Raw genomic sequence first — 15,833 nt, forward strand, 5'->3', positions numbered from 1 at the left:
ATATGACGGATGTGCAAGACAAACCGCAGGATGAACCCTTAGAAGATGAGGAAAGCGCTGCGCCTGCCTATGGCCTGAATGACGAAATCGTTCAGGAGATACAGGATGCGATAGAGCGGGAAGACGCGGCGTTCATTCATGAGCAGCTTGAAGACTGGTATTCGGCAGATACCGCCGACCTGATTGAGCAGCTGAAGCCAAAGCTCAGGTTGCCGTTTTTGCAAATCATGGCAGGGCGCCTCGATCCGGATGTGTATTCGGATCTCGATGAAAATGTCCGCGATCATCTTGTAGATGATATGGATGCTGCTGAAATCGCCGCTTTCGTGAATGAGCTGGAGATTGATGACGCCGTTGATGTCCTTGAGGATCTGGAGGAAGACGAGCAGCGCGATGTTTTAAGGGAAATTCCGGCGGACGACCGGGCGGCGCTGCAGGAAGGCCTGTCCTACGGCGAGGACAGTGCCGGTCGGTTGATGCAGCGCAACCTCATCGCGGTTCCGGAATATTGGAATATCGGGCAAACGATCGATTACCTGCGTGATACGGACGACCTGCCGGACGAATTCTATGAAATCTTTGTCGTCGATCCGCGTCATCATCCGATTGGCACAATCCCTTTGAACCATGCCATGCGAAGCAAGCGCCAGGTTGCGGTGCGTGATATCATGGACGAGGAGCAGAAACTGATCCCTGTCGATATGGACCAGGAAGATGTGGCGTATCTTTTCCAGCAATACCGACTGACTTCCGCCGCGGTCGTTAATGCGGATGGGGCGCTTATCGGTGTGATTACAGTTGACGACATCGTTGATGTTATCAGCGAAGAGGCGGAGGAAGATATCCTGCGCCTCGGTGGTGTGTCGGAGGATGATCTTTTCGGCAGCATTTGGTCAACATCGCGGTCGCGGTTTCTCTGGTTGTTTGTCAACCTGCTTACCGCCATTGCGGCCTCAGTCGCCATCAGCTTTTTCGATGCCACGATGGAGGCGATCATTGCACTTGCCGTATTGATGCCGATCGTCGCCAGCATGGGCGGCAATGCAGGAACGCAGACCATGACTGTGGCAGTGCGGGCGCTCGCAACGAAAGAGCTTACCGCTGCAAACATGTTTCGCATCCTCAGCAAGGAAACTGTCGTTGCCTTGCTGAACGGGGTTGTGTTCGCTGTCCTGATCGGCGCCATTGCGTGGGTCTGGTTCGAGAGCAGCCAAATCGGGATGATTATTGCCACGGCCATGGTCTTCAATATTCTGATCGCGGGTATTGCCGGAATGCTGGTGCCGGTAACACTGGATCGCATGAATATCGATCCGGCCATCGCGTCCAGCGTCTTCGTGACGACGGTAACGGATATCGTCGGTTTCGTCGCCTTTCTCGGATTGGCGACTTTCGTGCTGCTTTGAGCTGCTTATCGCGCCCAGTCAAGATTCTTCGCGCCTGAGCGATGCGGACGCCAGTCATGGCTGTTGGCGAACATGCGAAATGACTGGATCAATTCATTTTCCTGTTCCTTCTGCCAGATGAGACCGATCGTCCGGCCGATATCCAGACCTTCCACGGGGACTTGCGCCACATCGGATGCACTCAGAAAATCCGGGATCATACATAACCCGAGACCGGCACCGACGAAGGCGAGGGCCTTGTCATCCTGATCCGTTCTGAAAACGATATGCGGATTTGTCCCGGCATTGGCAAAAGTGCGAGTGACATCCGTCTCGGCCTCGCAATGGGTACGATGAACAAAATCGAGCCGGTCAAGTTGATTGAGCGGGATCGAGTTGCGACTTGTGAAGCTATGGTCCTTCGGCACCGCGAGGACATATTTCCAGCTGAACAACCTATCAAACTGTATGCTGCTCTCCGGCTCCGGCATAACGGAAATGGCAAGGTCAACACGCCGGTCCCCAAGCCAGCTTTGAAGCTGGGCGACGCTTCCGTCCTTGATAGAGATCTGGATATCCGTATGCGCCTTGCCGAAATCACTGATCAGTGCAGCAAGTCGCTCCGTTGACAGGCTCCGCAGCAATCCAAGTTGAAGGCGCTGGACCGGGTTTTGCCGGGTCAGTTCCTGTTTTGCGGCGTTACATTCATAGATGATGGTGCGGGCATGCGGTAACAGTCTCCTGCCTGCCTCGGTAAGGGAGATTTTTCGCGTATCGCGGTTGAAGAGGAGGGCGCCCAGCTCGGTCTCAAGCTTCTTGATACCGGTGGAGAGAGTGGGCTGGCTGACAAATGCCCGCTCGGCGGCGCGGGAAAAGTTGCTGGTTTCTACAACGTTGAGAAAATAACGGAGCTGGTAAATATCCATACTATTCACATTATCAATAGTTATGATCAAAATAAATGATTTTATCTATGGTAATTTTTTGCTTATATTCGGGGCAAATCAAACACCGGTAACAGGTCTGTTCTCCGGGAGGGCAGATGGGAGTAGTGAGTGTGTTTCACCCAAAGAATGCGGACTATGACTGCGTTGTGTGCGGCGCACTATCGACATGACCTGCAGCCCACGCCATATTGAGATTAAGTGTATTCCGTGAGGTAACTGAAAATCCGGATTTCGATCCCGTTGACCTAACAAGGATAACAGAATGACAGCAATTCATTTTCCGAGCCTGAATTTTGGCCTTGGTGAAACCGCCGATATGCTCCGTGAAACGGTGGCGAGCTTTGTTGCCAAAGAACTTGCGCCTCGCGCCGCCGAAATCGATGCCACCAACCAGTTCCCCATGGATATGTGGCGGAAGATGGGCGACCTTGGCTTGCTCGGGATGACGGTTGATGAGGCTTATGGCGGATCGGGGCTTGGCTATCTGGAGCATTGTGTCGCGGTGGAGGAGATCAGCCGTGGTTCGGCGTCCGTCGGCCTTTCCTACGGGGCGCATTCCAACCTTTGCGTCAATCAGATCCATCGCAACGGAAATGAGGCACAGAAGCAGAAGTATCTGCCAAAGCTGGTGAACGGAGAACATGTCGGCGCGCTGGCCATGAGCGAGCCGGGCGCGGGATCAGATGTTGTCTCCATGCGGCTCCGTGCCGATAGAATGGGCGATCGCTATATCCTGAACGGCAACAAGTTCTGGATTACCAATGGCCCGGATGCAGATGTGCTGGTGGTCTATGCGAAAACGGATCCCGATGCGGGCCCACGCGGGATTACTGCTTTCATCATCGAGAAGGATTTCAAGGGCTTTTCGACGGCACAGAAGCTCGACAAGCTGGGCATGCGTGGCTCCAACACCTGCGAACTGGTGTTTGGGGATTGTGAGGTGCCGGAAGAGAATATCCTTGGCCCCTTGAATGAGGGCGTCCGCGTCCTGATGAGTGGTCTTGATTATGAGCGGGTTGTGCTGTCCGCCGGACCCCTCGGCATCATGCAGGCCTGCATGGACAGCGTCATCCCCTATATCCATGACCGGGAACAGTTTGGACAACCTATCGGCACATTCCAGCTGATGCAGGGCAAGGTGGCGGATATGTATTCCACAATGAATGCCTGCCGTGCCTATGTCTATACGGTTGCCAAGGCGTGCGACCGGGGCGAGACGACGCGAAAGGACGCCGCCGGTGTTATCCTGTATGCGGCCGAAAAGGCGACCTGGATGGCGCTGGAGGCGATACAGGCGCTGGGCGGAAACGGATATATCAATGAATACCCGACGGGACGCCTGCTGCGCGATGCCAAGCTTTATGAGATCGGCGCGGGTACCAGCGAGGTGCGCCGCATGTTGATCGGGCGCGAGCTGTTTAACGAGACAGCCTGATTAGATATAATAACTTCTTGAAAATGGAGAATAATAATGAGTGATGATCCGATTGTAATTGTTGGTATGGCAAGAACGCCAATGGGCGGCTTTCAGGGCGATCTGTCCGATGTGAAGGCGCCGCAACTTGGATCCATCGCCATCGAGGCCGCAATGTCCCGCGCCGGTGTGACCGGTGAGGATATCGATGAAGTGATTATGGGCTGTGTCCTGCCGGCAGGCCTGGGCCAGGCACCAGCACGTCAGGCGTCTTTCGGTGCGGGTATTCCCGACAGCGTTGGCTGCACGACCGTGAACAAGATGTGCGGTTCCGGCATGCGGGCGGCAATGTATGGCTTTGACGCCCTGATGGCGGGCAGCAACAATATTGTCGTCGCAGGCGGGTTTGAGAGCATGACAAATGCACCGTATATCCTGCCGAAAATGCGGACCGGATTGCGGCTCGGTCACGGGGAGGTCAAGGACCATATGTTCCTTGACGGTCTCGAAGATGCCTATGAAGAAGGCCGCCTGATGGGCAGCTTCGCTGAAGAAACTGCGGGTCTGTATCAGTTTACGCGCGAAGCACAGGATTCATACGCAATTGAATCCTTGAAACGCGCGAAGCAGGCAACAGAGGACGGCAGCTTTGCTGCTGAAATCGCGCCGGTAACCTACAAGAGCCGCAAGGGTGATGTGACGATCGACAAGGATGAGCAGCCGCTTAAAGGCAATCCCGATAAAATTCCTACCTTGAAACCGGCCTTTGCGAAAGACGGCACGGTCACCGCGGCGAACAGCTCCTCCATCTCCGATGGCGGGGCGGCGCTTGTTTTAATGAAGGAGAGCGAGGCGAAGCGGCGCGGCTTGAAACCGATTGCGAAATTCCTCGCCCATTCCACCCATGCCCGCAAACCATCGGAATTCACGATGGCGCCAATCGATGCGATCCAGAAGGTGATGGACAAGGTCGGCTGGACGAAAGACGATGTTGATCTGTTCGAAATTAACGAAGCCTTTGCCGTTGTCACCATGGCGGCGATGAAGGATCTCGGCCTCGATCATGAGAAAGTCAATATTCACGGTGGTGCCTGTGCACTCGGCCATCCGATTGGCGCGTCCGGCGCGCGGATTGTCGTGACCCTTCTTTCAGCCCTGCAGAAATATGGCAAGACACGTGGTGTTGCCTCTCTCTGCATTGGGGGCGGTGAAGCCACGGCCATGGCGCTCGAAATCGTCAACTAGTAACTCGGCTGCGTGCAACCGAATGAGGGGAATTCGATGATTTTATCTGAAGAACAGACAATGGTCCGCGATATGGCACGGGATTTCGCCGCCCGGAGTCTGGCCCCCCATTCGGTTGAATGGGAAAGTAAGGGCGCCATTCCGGTGGGTGTTTTCTCCGAAATGGGAAGCCTCGGCCTGATGGGGATGACCGTGCCGGAAGCCCATGGCGGCGCGGAGACGGACTTTGTCTCCTATGCGCTTGCCCTGATGGAAATCGCCGGTGGGGATGGCGCGGTTTCGACGGTGATGAGCGTGAATAACTCGCCTTGTTGCGCAGCCCTGTTGAAAGAGGGAACGGACTTGCAGAAGGAGACATTCCTTGTCCCGCTGGCAAAGGGTGAGAAAATCGGTGCCTTTTGCCTGACGGAGCCGCAGGCGGGATCCGACGCCTCGGCACTCAAAACCCGGGCGCGAAAGGACGGTGATCATTATATCATCAACGGGACCAAGCAGTTTATTACCTCCGGCCGGATCGGCGGCGTCGCGCTGGTTTTCGCGGTGACGGACCCGGAGGCGGGCAAGCGGGGGATAAGCTGCTTCATCGTGCCGACGGACAGTGAGGGCTATCGTGTTGTCTCGGTCGAGAACAAGCTCGGGCAGAAAGCCTCCGACACCTGCCAGATCGCGTTTGAGGATGTCCGTGTTCCGGCCGTGAATATGCTGGGTGCGGAAGGCGCGGGCTACAAGATCGCGCTCGCCAACCTGGAAACGGGGCGCATCGGCATTGCGGCGCAAAGCGTCGGCATGGCGTCGGCGGCGCTGGCCCATGCGGTCACTTACGCGAAGGAGCGTGTGGCGTTCGACAAGGCGATTATCGAGCATCAGGCCGTCGGCTTTCGTCTTGCCGATATGGCGACAAAAGTGGAAGTCGCGCGTCAGATGGTTCTCCATGCGGCAAGCCTGAAAGACGCAGGGTTGCCGTGCCTGACGGAAGCGAGCATGGCCAAGCTGTTTGCATCTGAAATGGCGGAGGAAGTCTGTTCCGGTGCGATCCAGACGCTTGGTGGAAATGGCTATATCGCTGATTATCCTGTTGAGAAGATTTATCGCGATGTACGGGTCTGCCAGATTTATGAAGGCACCTCGGATATCCAAAAGCTGGTCATCGCCCGCAATCTGGCGGCGGGTTAAGAATGCGATGACAATGTCCGGACCCATAGATTTCTATTTCGATTTTTCCTCGCCCTATGCCTATCTCGGCAGCCACCTGATTGAACCGGTCGCAAAAAAGCATGGACGGGAAGTGAACTGGCATCCCTTCATGCTGGGTGTTGCCATGAAAGGGGAGAAGACATTCCCCCTCACGGAATATCCGTTGAAGGGCGATTATTCGCGGATGGATTTCGACCGGACGGCGCGCTATCACAATATTCCCTTCATCATGCCGGATGATTTTCCGAAAGTGACATTGGCGGCATCGCGGGGGTTTCTGTGGATTTCAAAAAATGATCGGGCACAGGTCATTGAATTCGCCAGGGCGGTTTACGCGGCGTATTTTGTGGAAGGAAAGGATATCTCCGATCCCGAGATCGTGGCGGATATCGCCGCGGGCGTTGGTGCGGGCCGGAGCGCTTTTCTTGCCGCCATTCAGGATCCGGAGGTCAAAGAGGCATTCAAGAAATCGGTCGAAGAAATTGTCTTTGATAGAAAAGTCTTCGGTGCCCCCTTCTTCATTGTTGATGGCCAGTCTTTCTGGGGCGCCGATCGCGTCGCACAGCTCGATGAATGGCTGACAACGGGCGGATGGTGATGGACGCGCGCCGCCTTCATAATAGCAAGCCCAGCCCCGCCGTTGCGGGACCGGACATTATTTGCGGCCTAGAACAGGAAGTACCCGCCGTCGATCAGGAAGGTATCGCCCGTATGATAGCTGCTGGCGCCCGACATGATATACACTGCGGTACCGCCGAAATCCTCCGGCTTGCCCCAGCGGCCAGCCGGGATGCGCGGCTTAACAGCATCGGAGAATTTCTGCCAGTTCATGGCATTTTCCGTCATCGCGGTTTCGATCCAGCCCGGCAGGATCGCATTGGCGGTGATATCATATCTCGCGAATTCGACAGCGAGCGCGCGGATCATCGAGATAACACCGCCTTTGGTTGCCGCGTAATGCTCGTTGCGTGCAGCGCCGGAAATCGCAGCGAGGCTGGCTGTGCCGACAAGCCGTCCGCCAAGGTCTCCATTCTTGGCGCGCTCCACCATATGCTTCGTCGCGGCCTGGAATGTATAAAAAACACCATCCAGATTAACGCTGAGCACCCGCTGCCATTCCGCGTCATCAATATCGAGGAAGGATTTCTTGCCCGAGCTGACACCCGCATTCGCAAAGCAGCCGTCAACACGGCCATATTGCGAAAGAGTCTCGGCAAAGCAGTCCTTTACCTCCGCCTCGTCGGTGACGTTGCAATTGAGCGACGAAACCCGCGTGCCATGGGCCTTGAGCTGTTCAACAGCCGCGGCGTTCTTCGTGTCGTTCGTGCCCCAGATACAGACATCGCCACCGGCTTGCGCAATCGCGTCCGCCATACCGAGGCCGATCCCTCCGTTTCCGCCTGTGACAAGGGCGACCTTACCGGTCAGGTCAAAAGCATTATAGGCCATTTATGGCTCCCTTTTTGTTTCTTGATTAGAGGCAAATCCGTACCACATAGGGCGACTTTCGCCAAGCAATCGATTTCTGCGCGCTGAGAAGGAAGTAAGACAGATGTCCGTATTAAAAAGTGACCTCAATACCCGCAGCGATGCCTTCAGGACGAACGCCGCGCAAATGACAGCGCTGGTTGAGGATTTGAAAGAAAAAGTTGCGACCATAAAGCAGGGCGGCGGCGAGAAGGCACGCGACAAGCATCTGTCTCGCGGCAAGCTGCTCCCGCGCGAGAGGGTTCGCAAGCTTCTCGATCCGGGATCGCCCTTTCTTGAGTTCAGCCAGATGGCGGCGTGGGACATGTATAGCGGCGACATTCATTCCGCCGGGATCATTACCGGTATCGGCCGGGTTGAAGGCCGTGAATGCGTCGTCATCTGCAATGATGCGACGGTCAAGGGTGGTACCTATTATCCGTTGACGGTCAAAAAACATCTCCGGGCGCAGGAGGTGGCGCTGGAAAACCGGCTTCCGTGTATTTATCTCGTCGATTCCGGCGGTGCGAACCTGCCGAACCAGCAGGATGTATTCCCGGACCGCGATCATTTTGGTCGGAGCTTTTATAATCAGGCGAATATGTCGGCGCTCGGCATCCCACAAATCGCCGTTGTCATGGGGTCCTGCACGGCGGGCGGCGCCTATGTTCCGGCCATGTGCGATGAAAGCATTATTGTGCGGAACCAGGGCACGATCTTCCTGGCCGGACCGCCATTGGTGAAAGCGGCAACGGGAGAGGTTGTCTCTGCAGAGGATCTCGGCGGAGCGGAGGTGCATTCACGTATCTCCGGTGTGACCGACCATATGGCCGAGAATGACCTGCATGCGCTTCAGATTGCTCGCCGCTGCGTTGCCACCTTCAACCGGCCGAAGCCGATGCAGTTGGAAGTGCGCAAACCAGCCCCACCGCTCTATGATCCGAAAGAAATTTACGGCTTGATCCCGAAGGATATGCGAACGCCTTTCGACGTGCGGGAAATTATCGCCCGTATCGTGGATGGCTCGGATTTTGACGAATTTAAAAAGAACTATGGCACAACGCTGGTGACGGGGTTCGCCCATATTCATGGATATCCCGTCGGCATCCTCGCCAATAATGGCATTCTTTTCTCTGAATCCGCGGTAAAGGGTGCGCATTTCATTGAGCTTTGCTGCCAGCGGAATATCCCGCTCGTTTTCCTGCAGAATATTACCGGCTTCATGGTCGGTCAGAAGTATGAATCGGGCGGGATCGCCAAGGACGGCGCCAAGCTGGTAACGGCGGTGGCGACCGCTAAAGTACCGAAATTCACGATGATTTTTGGTGGTTCTTTCGGCGCCGGAAATTATGGCATGGGCGGGCGGGCCTATAGTCCGCGCCTCCTCTGGATGTGGCCGAATTCACGGATTTCCGTGATGGGCGGTTCGCAAGCCGCGTCCGTGCTGGCCACAGTCAAGCGCGATGGCATGGAAGCGCGCGGCGAAAGCTGGAGCGCGGAGGAGGAAGCCGCCTTCAAGGCGCCGATCGAGGCGCAGTATGAAAAGGAAGGGCATCCCTATTTTGCCAGCGCGCGTGTCTGGGATGATGGTATTGTCGACCCGGCAGAAAGTAGGACGGTGCTGGGTCTTGGCCTATCCGCGTCCCTCAATGCCCCCATCGAGCCGACGAAATTCGGCCTGTTCAGAATGTAGGAGACTTTTATGAGTGAAGAATCAGCGGTATTGCACTTTTCAACAGACGGCATCGCGACCATCACCCTCAATCGGCCGGAGGTGCATAATGCCTTCAACGAGGAACTGATCGAACGTCTCGGCGATATGTTCGAGGATGTCGGCCATCAGGATGGCGTCCGCGCCGTCGTGGTTGCAGCCGCAGGGAAAAGTTTCTGTGCCGGGGCGGACCTTAACTGGATGAAACGCGCTGCGCATTTCACTGAAGAGGATAACCGTGAGGACAGTCTCGCCCTGGGCCGGATGCTGAAAAACTTGAATGATATCCCGAAGCCGACCATCGCGCTGGTGCAGGGCGCGGCTTATGGCGGTGGGCTGGGCCTTGTGGCGGCCTGTGATATTGCGATTGGTGTCAAGGCCGCAAAATTCTGCCTCTCTGAAGTCAAGCTCGGACTGCTGCCCGCTGTGATCTCTCCCTATGTGGTCGAAGCGATTGGCGTGCGCGCCTGCCGCCGGTATTTTCTGACAGCGGAAGTCTTTGATGCCGAAGCGGCCCATCGACTCGGTCTGTTGCATGAGGTTGTTGAGGACGTCCATCATCTGGCGGAGGCACGGGACGAGATGCTGGACAAGCTTATCAAGAATGCGCCGGGTGCCATGGCCGATTCCAAGGACCTGATTTATACGGTCGCCGGCAAGCCGATAGATCAGGATATCGTTGAGGAAACGGCGGACCGTATTGCTGCGCGGCGGACAACGGAAGAAGCCGCCGAGGGAATCACCGCCTTCCTGGAAAAACGCAAGCCATCCTGGCATATTATCTGAACCTCCATTCGAAAGAGGGACCTAATACCGTGTTTAAAAAAATACTTATCGCGAACCGGGGCGAGATTGCCTGTCGGGTCATGGAGACCGCAACCCGGCTTGGGATTAAGACGGTTGCCGTCTATTCCGAAGCCGATAGCGGCGCGCGGCATGTGGAAATGGCGGATGAAGCGGTACTAATCGGTCTGGCGGAAGTTTCTGAAAGTTACCTGAAGGCGGATACCATCCTCGACGTCGCACGGCAAACCGGGGCGGAGGCAATTCATCCCGGCTATGGGTTTCTTTCTGAAAATGCCGGGTTCGCCGAAAAATGCGAGGCGGCAGGTGTCGTGTTTATTGGGCCTCCGGCAAAGGCCATTCGGGCGATGGGCCTGAAAGATGCCGCCAAGGCCCTGATGGTGGAGGCCGGGGTTCCGGTCGTGCCCGGTTATCACGGCGAGGGCCAGGAACCGGACATGCTGGCGGAGGAAGCTGAGAAAATCGGTTATCCGGTTCTTATTAAAGCGGTGGCAGGTGGTGGTGGCAAGGGAATGCGAAGCGTGGACTCAGCAAAGGAGTTTCCGGCGGCGCTGGCGTCGGCCCAGCGCGAAGGTCAGTCCGCCTTCGGTGATGCGCGCGTTCTGATCGAGAAATTCCTCACCAAGCCGCGCCATATTGAAATCCAGGTATTCGCAGATTCCCATGGCAACGCCGTTCACCTGTTCGAACGGGACTGCTCCTTGCAGCGGCGGCACCAGAAAGTGATCGAGGAGGCTCCGGCGCCGGATATGCCGGAGACGATGCGCGCCGCTATGGGCGAGGCGGCGGTTGCGGCAGCGAAGGCCATTGGCTATGTCGGCGCGGGGACGATTGAGTTTATCGCCGATGTGTCCAATGGGCTCAAGGAAGATGCCTTCTATTTCATGGAAATGAACACCCGGCTTCAGGTTGAGCATCCGGTGACCGAGATGATCACGGGGCAGGACCTCGTGGAATGGCAGTTGCGGGTCGCAGCGGGGAGTGAGCTCCCTTGTGCGCAAGAGGAGCTATCTATCTCCGGCCATGCATTTGAGGTGCGGCTTTATGCTGAAGATCCCGCCAACGACTTCTTGCCTGCGACGGGTAAGCTGCTGCGGCTGCGACCGCCAAAGGTAAGTGAGACGGTGCGTATTGATACTGGTGTACGGGAAGGGGATACGGTCACACCCTTTTATGATCCGATGATCGCCAAGCTGATTGTCTGGGATGAGGATAGAGAAAAATCACTTCAGAAGCTGAGTGCTGCCCTTGATGACTATCAGGTTGTAGGCGTCGCGACAAACCTGGACTTTCTTGGCAAGATTTCAGGGCATCCGGCCTTTGCGGCGAAAGATCTCGACACCGGATTTATCGAGCGGTTCAGGGCAGATCTCGTCCCGGCTCCGGCACAGCCAACGGATCAGGATGTTGTCCTTGCTGCATTACAAATTGTATTGGAACGAAAGCGGGATCATTTCGCGGCACGGAGCGTGACCAACGACCCATATTCTCCTTGGGATAGTATGGAGGCGTGGCGACTGAACGATGAAGGGCATGATGACTTCATATTTAATATTAATGATGAAGATATTATTATTCATGTTATCTATGAGGACGGTGGGTTCCGGGTGAAGCTTCCTTCGTTCGAAATTGAGGCGAAGGCAGAGCTCACGGAAGCGGGCAATTTGTATGCGAATCTCGGTGGACATAAGTTCATGGCTGCCGTTGTTCTGAATGGCCCCAAAGTCACCGTCCTGAATCAAGGGCGTCAAGTGGAATTCCTTCGCGTTGTTGACGATTTTGATAATATGGCAGTTGACAGTGGCGCAGGCGCCATTACGGCACCAATGCCCGGAAAGGTTATACAGATTTTCACCAAGGCAGGCGCCACGGTCAGCAAGGGCGACCCGCTGGTGGTTCTGGAAGCGATGAAGATGGAGCATACGCTCACGGCTTTCGCGGACGGGGTCGTCGGCGAGATTTATCATGAGGTTGGCGATCAGGTGGATGACGGCACCGTCCTTGTGCGCATGGAAGAAAGCGAGGAGGCATAATGGCTATTCCCTCTAGGGTGCGTATATTTGAAGTCGGGGCGCGGGATGGCCTACAGAATGAAAAGCAGATGGTCCCGTCGGATATCAAGGTGGAGCTGATTGAACGGCTCGTTGACGCTGGCGTCACCTCGATTGAAACCGGCAGCTTCGTCTCGCCGAAATGGGTGCCGCAGATGGCGGACACCGCCGAAGTCATGTCGAAAATCTCGCGCCGCGACGATGTTACCTATGCGGTATTAACCCCGAATATGAAGGGGTATGAAGGCGCCGTTACCTCGAAGGCGGACGAGATCGAGATTTTCAGTGCCGCCTCCGAGATGTTCAATCAGAGGAATATAAACTGTTCTATCGCGGAAAGCCTGGAACGCTTTGCCCCCGTGACGGAAGCTGCGACTGCCGCGGGCATCCCGTATCGCGCCAGTATTTCCTGCGCCCTCGGTAGCCCGTTTGATGGCGAAGAGATTACACCCGCCGCCGTCGCCGACGTTGCGAAAAAGCTTTATGACATGGAGGCCTATGAAATCTCATTGGGCGATACCATTGGTGTCGGCACGCCGCTCCGCACCAAGGCGGTTATAGAAGCTGTGGCCAAGGTCATCCCGCTTGAGGCAGTGGGCGTGCATTTCCATGATACCTACGGTCAGGCACTTGCCAATTATCTGGCGGCGTTGGAAATGGGCGTTTCCCGGCTCGATAGTTCCGTTGCGGGACTTGGGGGATGCCCTTATGCGCCCGGTGCGACCGGGAATGTCGCGACGGAGGATGTGGTCTATATGCTGGACGGCATGGGGATCGACAGCGGGATCGATTTGAAGAAGCTTGTCAGAACCGCGTGGTTTATCTCTGATTATCTCGGTCGCCCGCCCGTCTCCAGCGTTGCCCGCGCTCTCAAGGGAAAACTCGATTAAACCGCGATTTCTGGACAAACAGGGCCTAATAGGAGTATCTATAGTCTATGACTGTACATTTACTCATCGTCAGCGTTGGAATCTCCTCGGTTGAGCAGCTCCGCTCCAATCAATCCCGCCGGCTGATCGCGGGCCCGCTTTGTCATGTGACGAAGCAGCGTCCGACGCGGGAAGTCGAGCTTCTTGGCGGCGGTTCAGTCTACTGGATCATCAAGGGGCATATCGCGGCGCGTCAGGTGGTGACAGGACTTGAACGATTGTACGACCACGAGGGTGAGAAATGCGGCATCATGCTGGAATCCGAGCTGATAGAAACCGAGCTTTTTTCACGTGCGCCGCATCAGGGCTGGCGCTATCTCGAAGAAGAGGATGCGCCCCGGGATTTGCGGGACCTTGTCGAAGAAGGCAATGACGATGAGGATAGCGAAGGCGAGCTTTCCGAGGAAATGGCCGCCGAGCTCCGTTCCCTTGGCCTGATCTAGGCTCAGTCCTCTGCGGTGATCCAGACGGCAGTGTCGTGGAAGACTGCTCCACCGTTGGGCTTGGCGGCATCGGCGCTAGTCAGTATATTGATCCCTACCTTTTCGATAAAATGCTTTCCGGGCCAGACGCCTTCTGAAATCACGGTTCCGGGCTGAACGCCGTCAAAAACTTCCGCGTGAATGAGGAGCGAACCCAGTCTGTTACCAAGGCGGACAATCGCGCCATCCTTGGTTCCAATCTTTGCGGCGTCCTGGCTATGCATTTTGACCGTTGGCCGTTTTTCCCGTTTGAGGGACGTCGGTGTTGCCGTGAAGCTTGAATTCAGGAAATTTCGCGCCGGCGCAGTGACCAATCTGTAGGGATGTGCCTCGTCCGTCTGGTCGATCACATCCCAATGATCAGGCAGCGCGGGCATGTCCGCGAAGTCCGGTCCCATCCGCGACCAGTCCGGCGTAAAATGAAACCTCCGGTCTGCATGCGCGAAACCATTAAGATAGTGCGCTTCCTCAAACGGGATCTGGCAGTCATGCCATTTGCTTGCGGTGAGCTGCTCGGCATCGGGCCAGCCGGACAGTTTCAGGGTATCATCGATGATCTCCATCTCCGTCATCTCGAACCCGCGGTGCCTTGCCCCCAACCGTTTCGCAAGATCGCAGATGACCGCGTGATTAGAACGGCATTCACCGAGCGGTTCGATAATTTTGCCACCCATCATGATATGATTCTGCCCGCCACCCTGATAGAAATCATGATGTTCGACAAAGGTAGTCGCAGGGAGAAGAATGTCCGCCATCTTCGCGGTCTCGGTCATGAACTGTTCATGGACACAGACAAACAAGTCATCCCGCGCAAACCCGGCATGGACCTTGGAGAGATCAGGCGCCACATCCATTGGATTCATGTTCTGGATGAAAAGACCAGTGATGGGCGGGCCGTCCCCGAGGTCCTGTTTATCCCCCGTTAAAACCGGTCCGATGCGGGACATGTCCAGAACCCGGACGGAGCTGTCCATCGCGTCCAGCCCCTCGATCAGGGTCTTGTCCCAATGGTAGATGCCGCCGTTGTTGTGAAAGGCGCCACCGCCTTCATATTGCCAGGAACCGCTTACCGCCGCGAGACAACTTGCCGCATGCATATTGACGCAGCCGTTGCGGCTGCGCGAAAAGCCATAACCCAGCCGCAGAAAGGATTTTTTCGTTTTGCCATAAAGCCGGGCGAACGCATAGATTTCCCCAACGGACAGGCCGGTTATCTCTGCGGCCCATTCCGGCGTCTTTGTTTTAAGGTGCGCCTCCAGCTCTTCTGTGCCTTTGGCATATTTCTCCATATAGGCCCGATCCTCCATACCTTCCGCAAAGAGGATATGCATGACCGCACAGGCAAGGGCGCCATCGGTGCCGGGGCGGAGGCAGAGATGCATGTCCGCCGCGATTGCCGTTGCGTTACGATAGGGATCGATCACAACGATCTTCGCATTCCGCTCCTTGCGGGCGCGGGTGGCATGGGTCATCACATTGATCTGCGTGTGAACCGCATTGGTTCCCCAGATGACAATAAGGTCCGATTTTGCCATTTCCCGGGGATCCGCCCCGTAAAGGGCACCGGTTCCGACGTTCCAGCCAGTCCATGCCAGCATTGTGCAGATTGTCGACTTTTGCCGGGAATATTTTTTCACATGCCGGAGACGATTGATGCCATCGCGCTGCACCAGGCCCATGGTTCCGGCGTAGTAATAGGGCCAGATGGTTTCTGCACCATATTCCGCTTCCCGCTTCAGGAATTCTTCCGCAACCTCATCAAGGGCATCATCCCAAGAAATCTGCTGCCATTTCCCAGATCCTTTCGGACCGACACGCCGCATCGGATGCATCAGCCGGTCGGGATGGTGTGTCCTTTCCGCATATCGCGCGACTTTTGCACAGATAACCCCAGCAGTATAGCTGTTGTCTTCGGCCCCGCGAACGCGTCCGATCAACTGATCCCCCAGCTTTTCGACTTCGAGGGCACAGGTGGACGGGCAGTCATGAGGACAGGCAGAGGCGTGAATTTCGGGAGACGTAAAGTTCGTCATAATTACGGTTTTCGTTGTTCTAGCCGCAATGGCAAATGTTGAAGGTCTGATCTTCAGACTAGTGAGATATCGCGCGCACGGCAATCGGCGGTTTGGAAAAATAGTCGTTTTTTGGTGAATAGGCTGGAATTGCCGCGGCGGGCAAGATATATCGGGGCGTGGAGAAAACCC

At 56.0% G+C, this 15,833-nt stretch carries 13 protein-coding genes; 10 read left to right on the top strand and 3 right to left on the bottom strand.

Features of this window, described 5'->3' with window-relative positions; all coding sequences use genetic code 11:
- Positions 1-2 precede the first annotated feature (2 nt).
- On the top strand, positions 3-1,406 hold the full coding sequence (mgtE, locus tag AACZ19_RS05735) for a magnesium transporter (RefSeq protein ID WP_339631992.1): 1,404 nt from the start codon (positions 3-5) through the stop codon (positions 1,404-1,406).
- Positions 1,407-1,411: 5 nt separating this feature from the next.
- Here mgtE and AACZ19_RS05740 read toward each other — a convergent pair whose 3' ends face one another.
- Positions 1,412-2,311, bottom strand: coding sequence for a LysR family transcriptional regulator (locus AACZ19_RS05740; RefSeq protein WP_339631994.1), 900 nt, complete (start codon positions 2,309-2,311; stop codon positions 1,412-1,414).
- A 283-nt stretch (positions 2,312-2,594) separates the two neighbouring features.
- Between AACZ19_RS05740 and AACZ19_RS05745 the strand changes: the two genes are divergently transcribed.
- From AACZ19_RS05745 to AACZ19_RS05760, 4 genes are read left to right on the top strand one after another with little or no spacing between them, the layout of a single operon-like run.
- Positions 2,595-3,767 carry an isovaleryl-CoA dehydrogenase gene (locus AACZ19_RS05745; RefSeq protein WP_339631996.1) on the top strand — a complete coding sequence of 391 codons (1,173 nt, stop codon included), beginning with the start codon at positions 2,595-2,597 and terminating at the stop codon, positions 3,765-3,767.
- 36 nt (positions 3,768-3,803) lie between these two features.
- Positions 3,804-4,991 carry an acetyl-CoA C-acetyltransferase gene (locus AACZ19_RS05750; protein WP_339631997.1) on the top strand — a complete coding sequence of 396 codons (1,188 nt, stop codon included), beginning with the start codon at positions 3,804-3,806 and terminating at the stop codon, positions 4,989-4,991.
- A gap of 36 nt (positions 4,992-5,027) precedes the next feature.
- Positions 5,028-6,164 (top strand): acyl-CoA dehydrogenase family protein, encoded by a 1,137-nt coding sequence (locus AACZ19_RS05755; protein ID WP_339631999.1) that lies wholly within the window; start codon positions 5,028-5,030, stop codon positions 6,162-6,164.
- Between the two features lie 13 nt (positions 6,165-6,177).
- Positions 6,178-6,783, top strand: coding sequence for a 2-hydroxychromene-2-carboxylate isomerase (locus AACZ19_RS05760; protein WP_339632000.1), 606 nt, complete (start codon positions 6,178-6,180; stop codon positions 6,781-6,783).
- A gap of 68 nt (positions 6,784-6,851) precedes the next feature.
- Here AACZ19_RS05760 and AACZ19_RS05765 read toward each other — a convergent pair whose 3' ends face one another.
- Positions 6,852-7,634, bottom strand: coding sequence for an SDR family NAD(P)-dependent oxidoreductase (locus AACZ19_RS05765; RefSeq protein WP_339632001.1), 783 nt, complete (start codon positions 7,632-7,634; stop codon positions 6,852-6,854).
- A gap of 103 nt (positions 7,635-7,737) precedes the next feature.
- Between AACZ19_RS05765 and AACZ19_RS05770 the strand changes: the two genes are divergently transcribed.
- Genes AACZ19_RS05770 through AACZ19_RS05790 form a run of 5 tightly spaced genes read left to right on the top strand, consistent with a single transcriptional unit; the run spans position 7,738 to position 13,590 of the window.
- Positions 7,738-9,345 (top strand): carboxyl transferase domain-containing protein, encoded by a 1,608-nt coding sequence (locus AACZ19_RS05770; RefSeq protein WP_339632003.1) that lies wholly within the window; start codon positions 7,738-7,740, stop codon positions 9,343-9,345.
- Positions 9,346-9,354: 9 nt separating this feature from the next.
- Positions 9,355-10,149: an enoyl-CoA hydratase-related protein gene (locus tag AACZ19_RS05775; protein WP_339632005.1), complete on the top strand. Its 795-nt coding sequence runs from the start codon at positions 9,355-9,357 to the stop codon at positions 10,147-10,149.
- 29 nt (positions 10,150-10,178) lie between these two features.
- A complete protein-coding gene (locus AACZ19_RS05780; RefSeq protein WP_339632006.1) occupies positions 10,179-12,200 on the top strand; it encodes an acetyl/propionyl/methylcrotonyl-CoA carboxylase subunit alpha in 2,022 nt (673 codons plus the stop codon).
- Positions 12,200-13,108: a hydroxymethylglutaryl-CoA lyase gene (locus AACZ19_RS05785; RefSeq protein WP_339632007.1), complete on the top strand. Its 909-nt coding sequence runs from the start codon at positions 12,200-12,202 to the stop codon at positions 13,106-13,108. The genes AACZ19_RS05780 and AACZ19_RS05785 overlap by 1 nt, the downstream gene beginning before the upstream one ends.
- Positions 13,109-13,155: 47 nt before the next feature.
- Positions 13,156-13,590, top strand: coding sequence for a DUF1489 domain-containing protein (locus AACZ19_RS05790; RefSeq protein WP_339632008.1), 435 nt, complete (start codon positions 13,156-13,158; stop codon positions 13,588-13,590).
- Positions 13,591-13,592: 2 nt separating this feature from the next.
- Here AACZ19_RS05790 and AACZ19_RS05795 read toward each other — a convergent pair whose 3' ends face one another.
- On the bottom strand, positions 13,593-15,662 hold the full coding sequence (locus AACZ19_RS05795) for a molybdopterin oxidoreductase family protein (RefSeq protein ID WP_339632009.1): 2,070 nt from the start codon (positions 15,660-15,662) through the stop codon (positions 13,593-13,595).
- Positions 15,663-15,833: the final 171 nt, after the last annotated feature.

The sequence above is a fragment of the uncultured Sneathiella sp. genome, assembly GCF_963973085.1.
GTDB lineage: Bacteria > Pseudomonadota > Alphaproteobacteria > Sneathiellales > Sneathiellaceae > Sneathiella.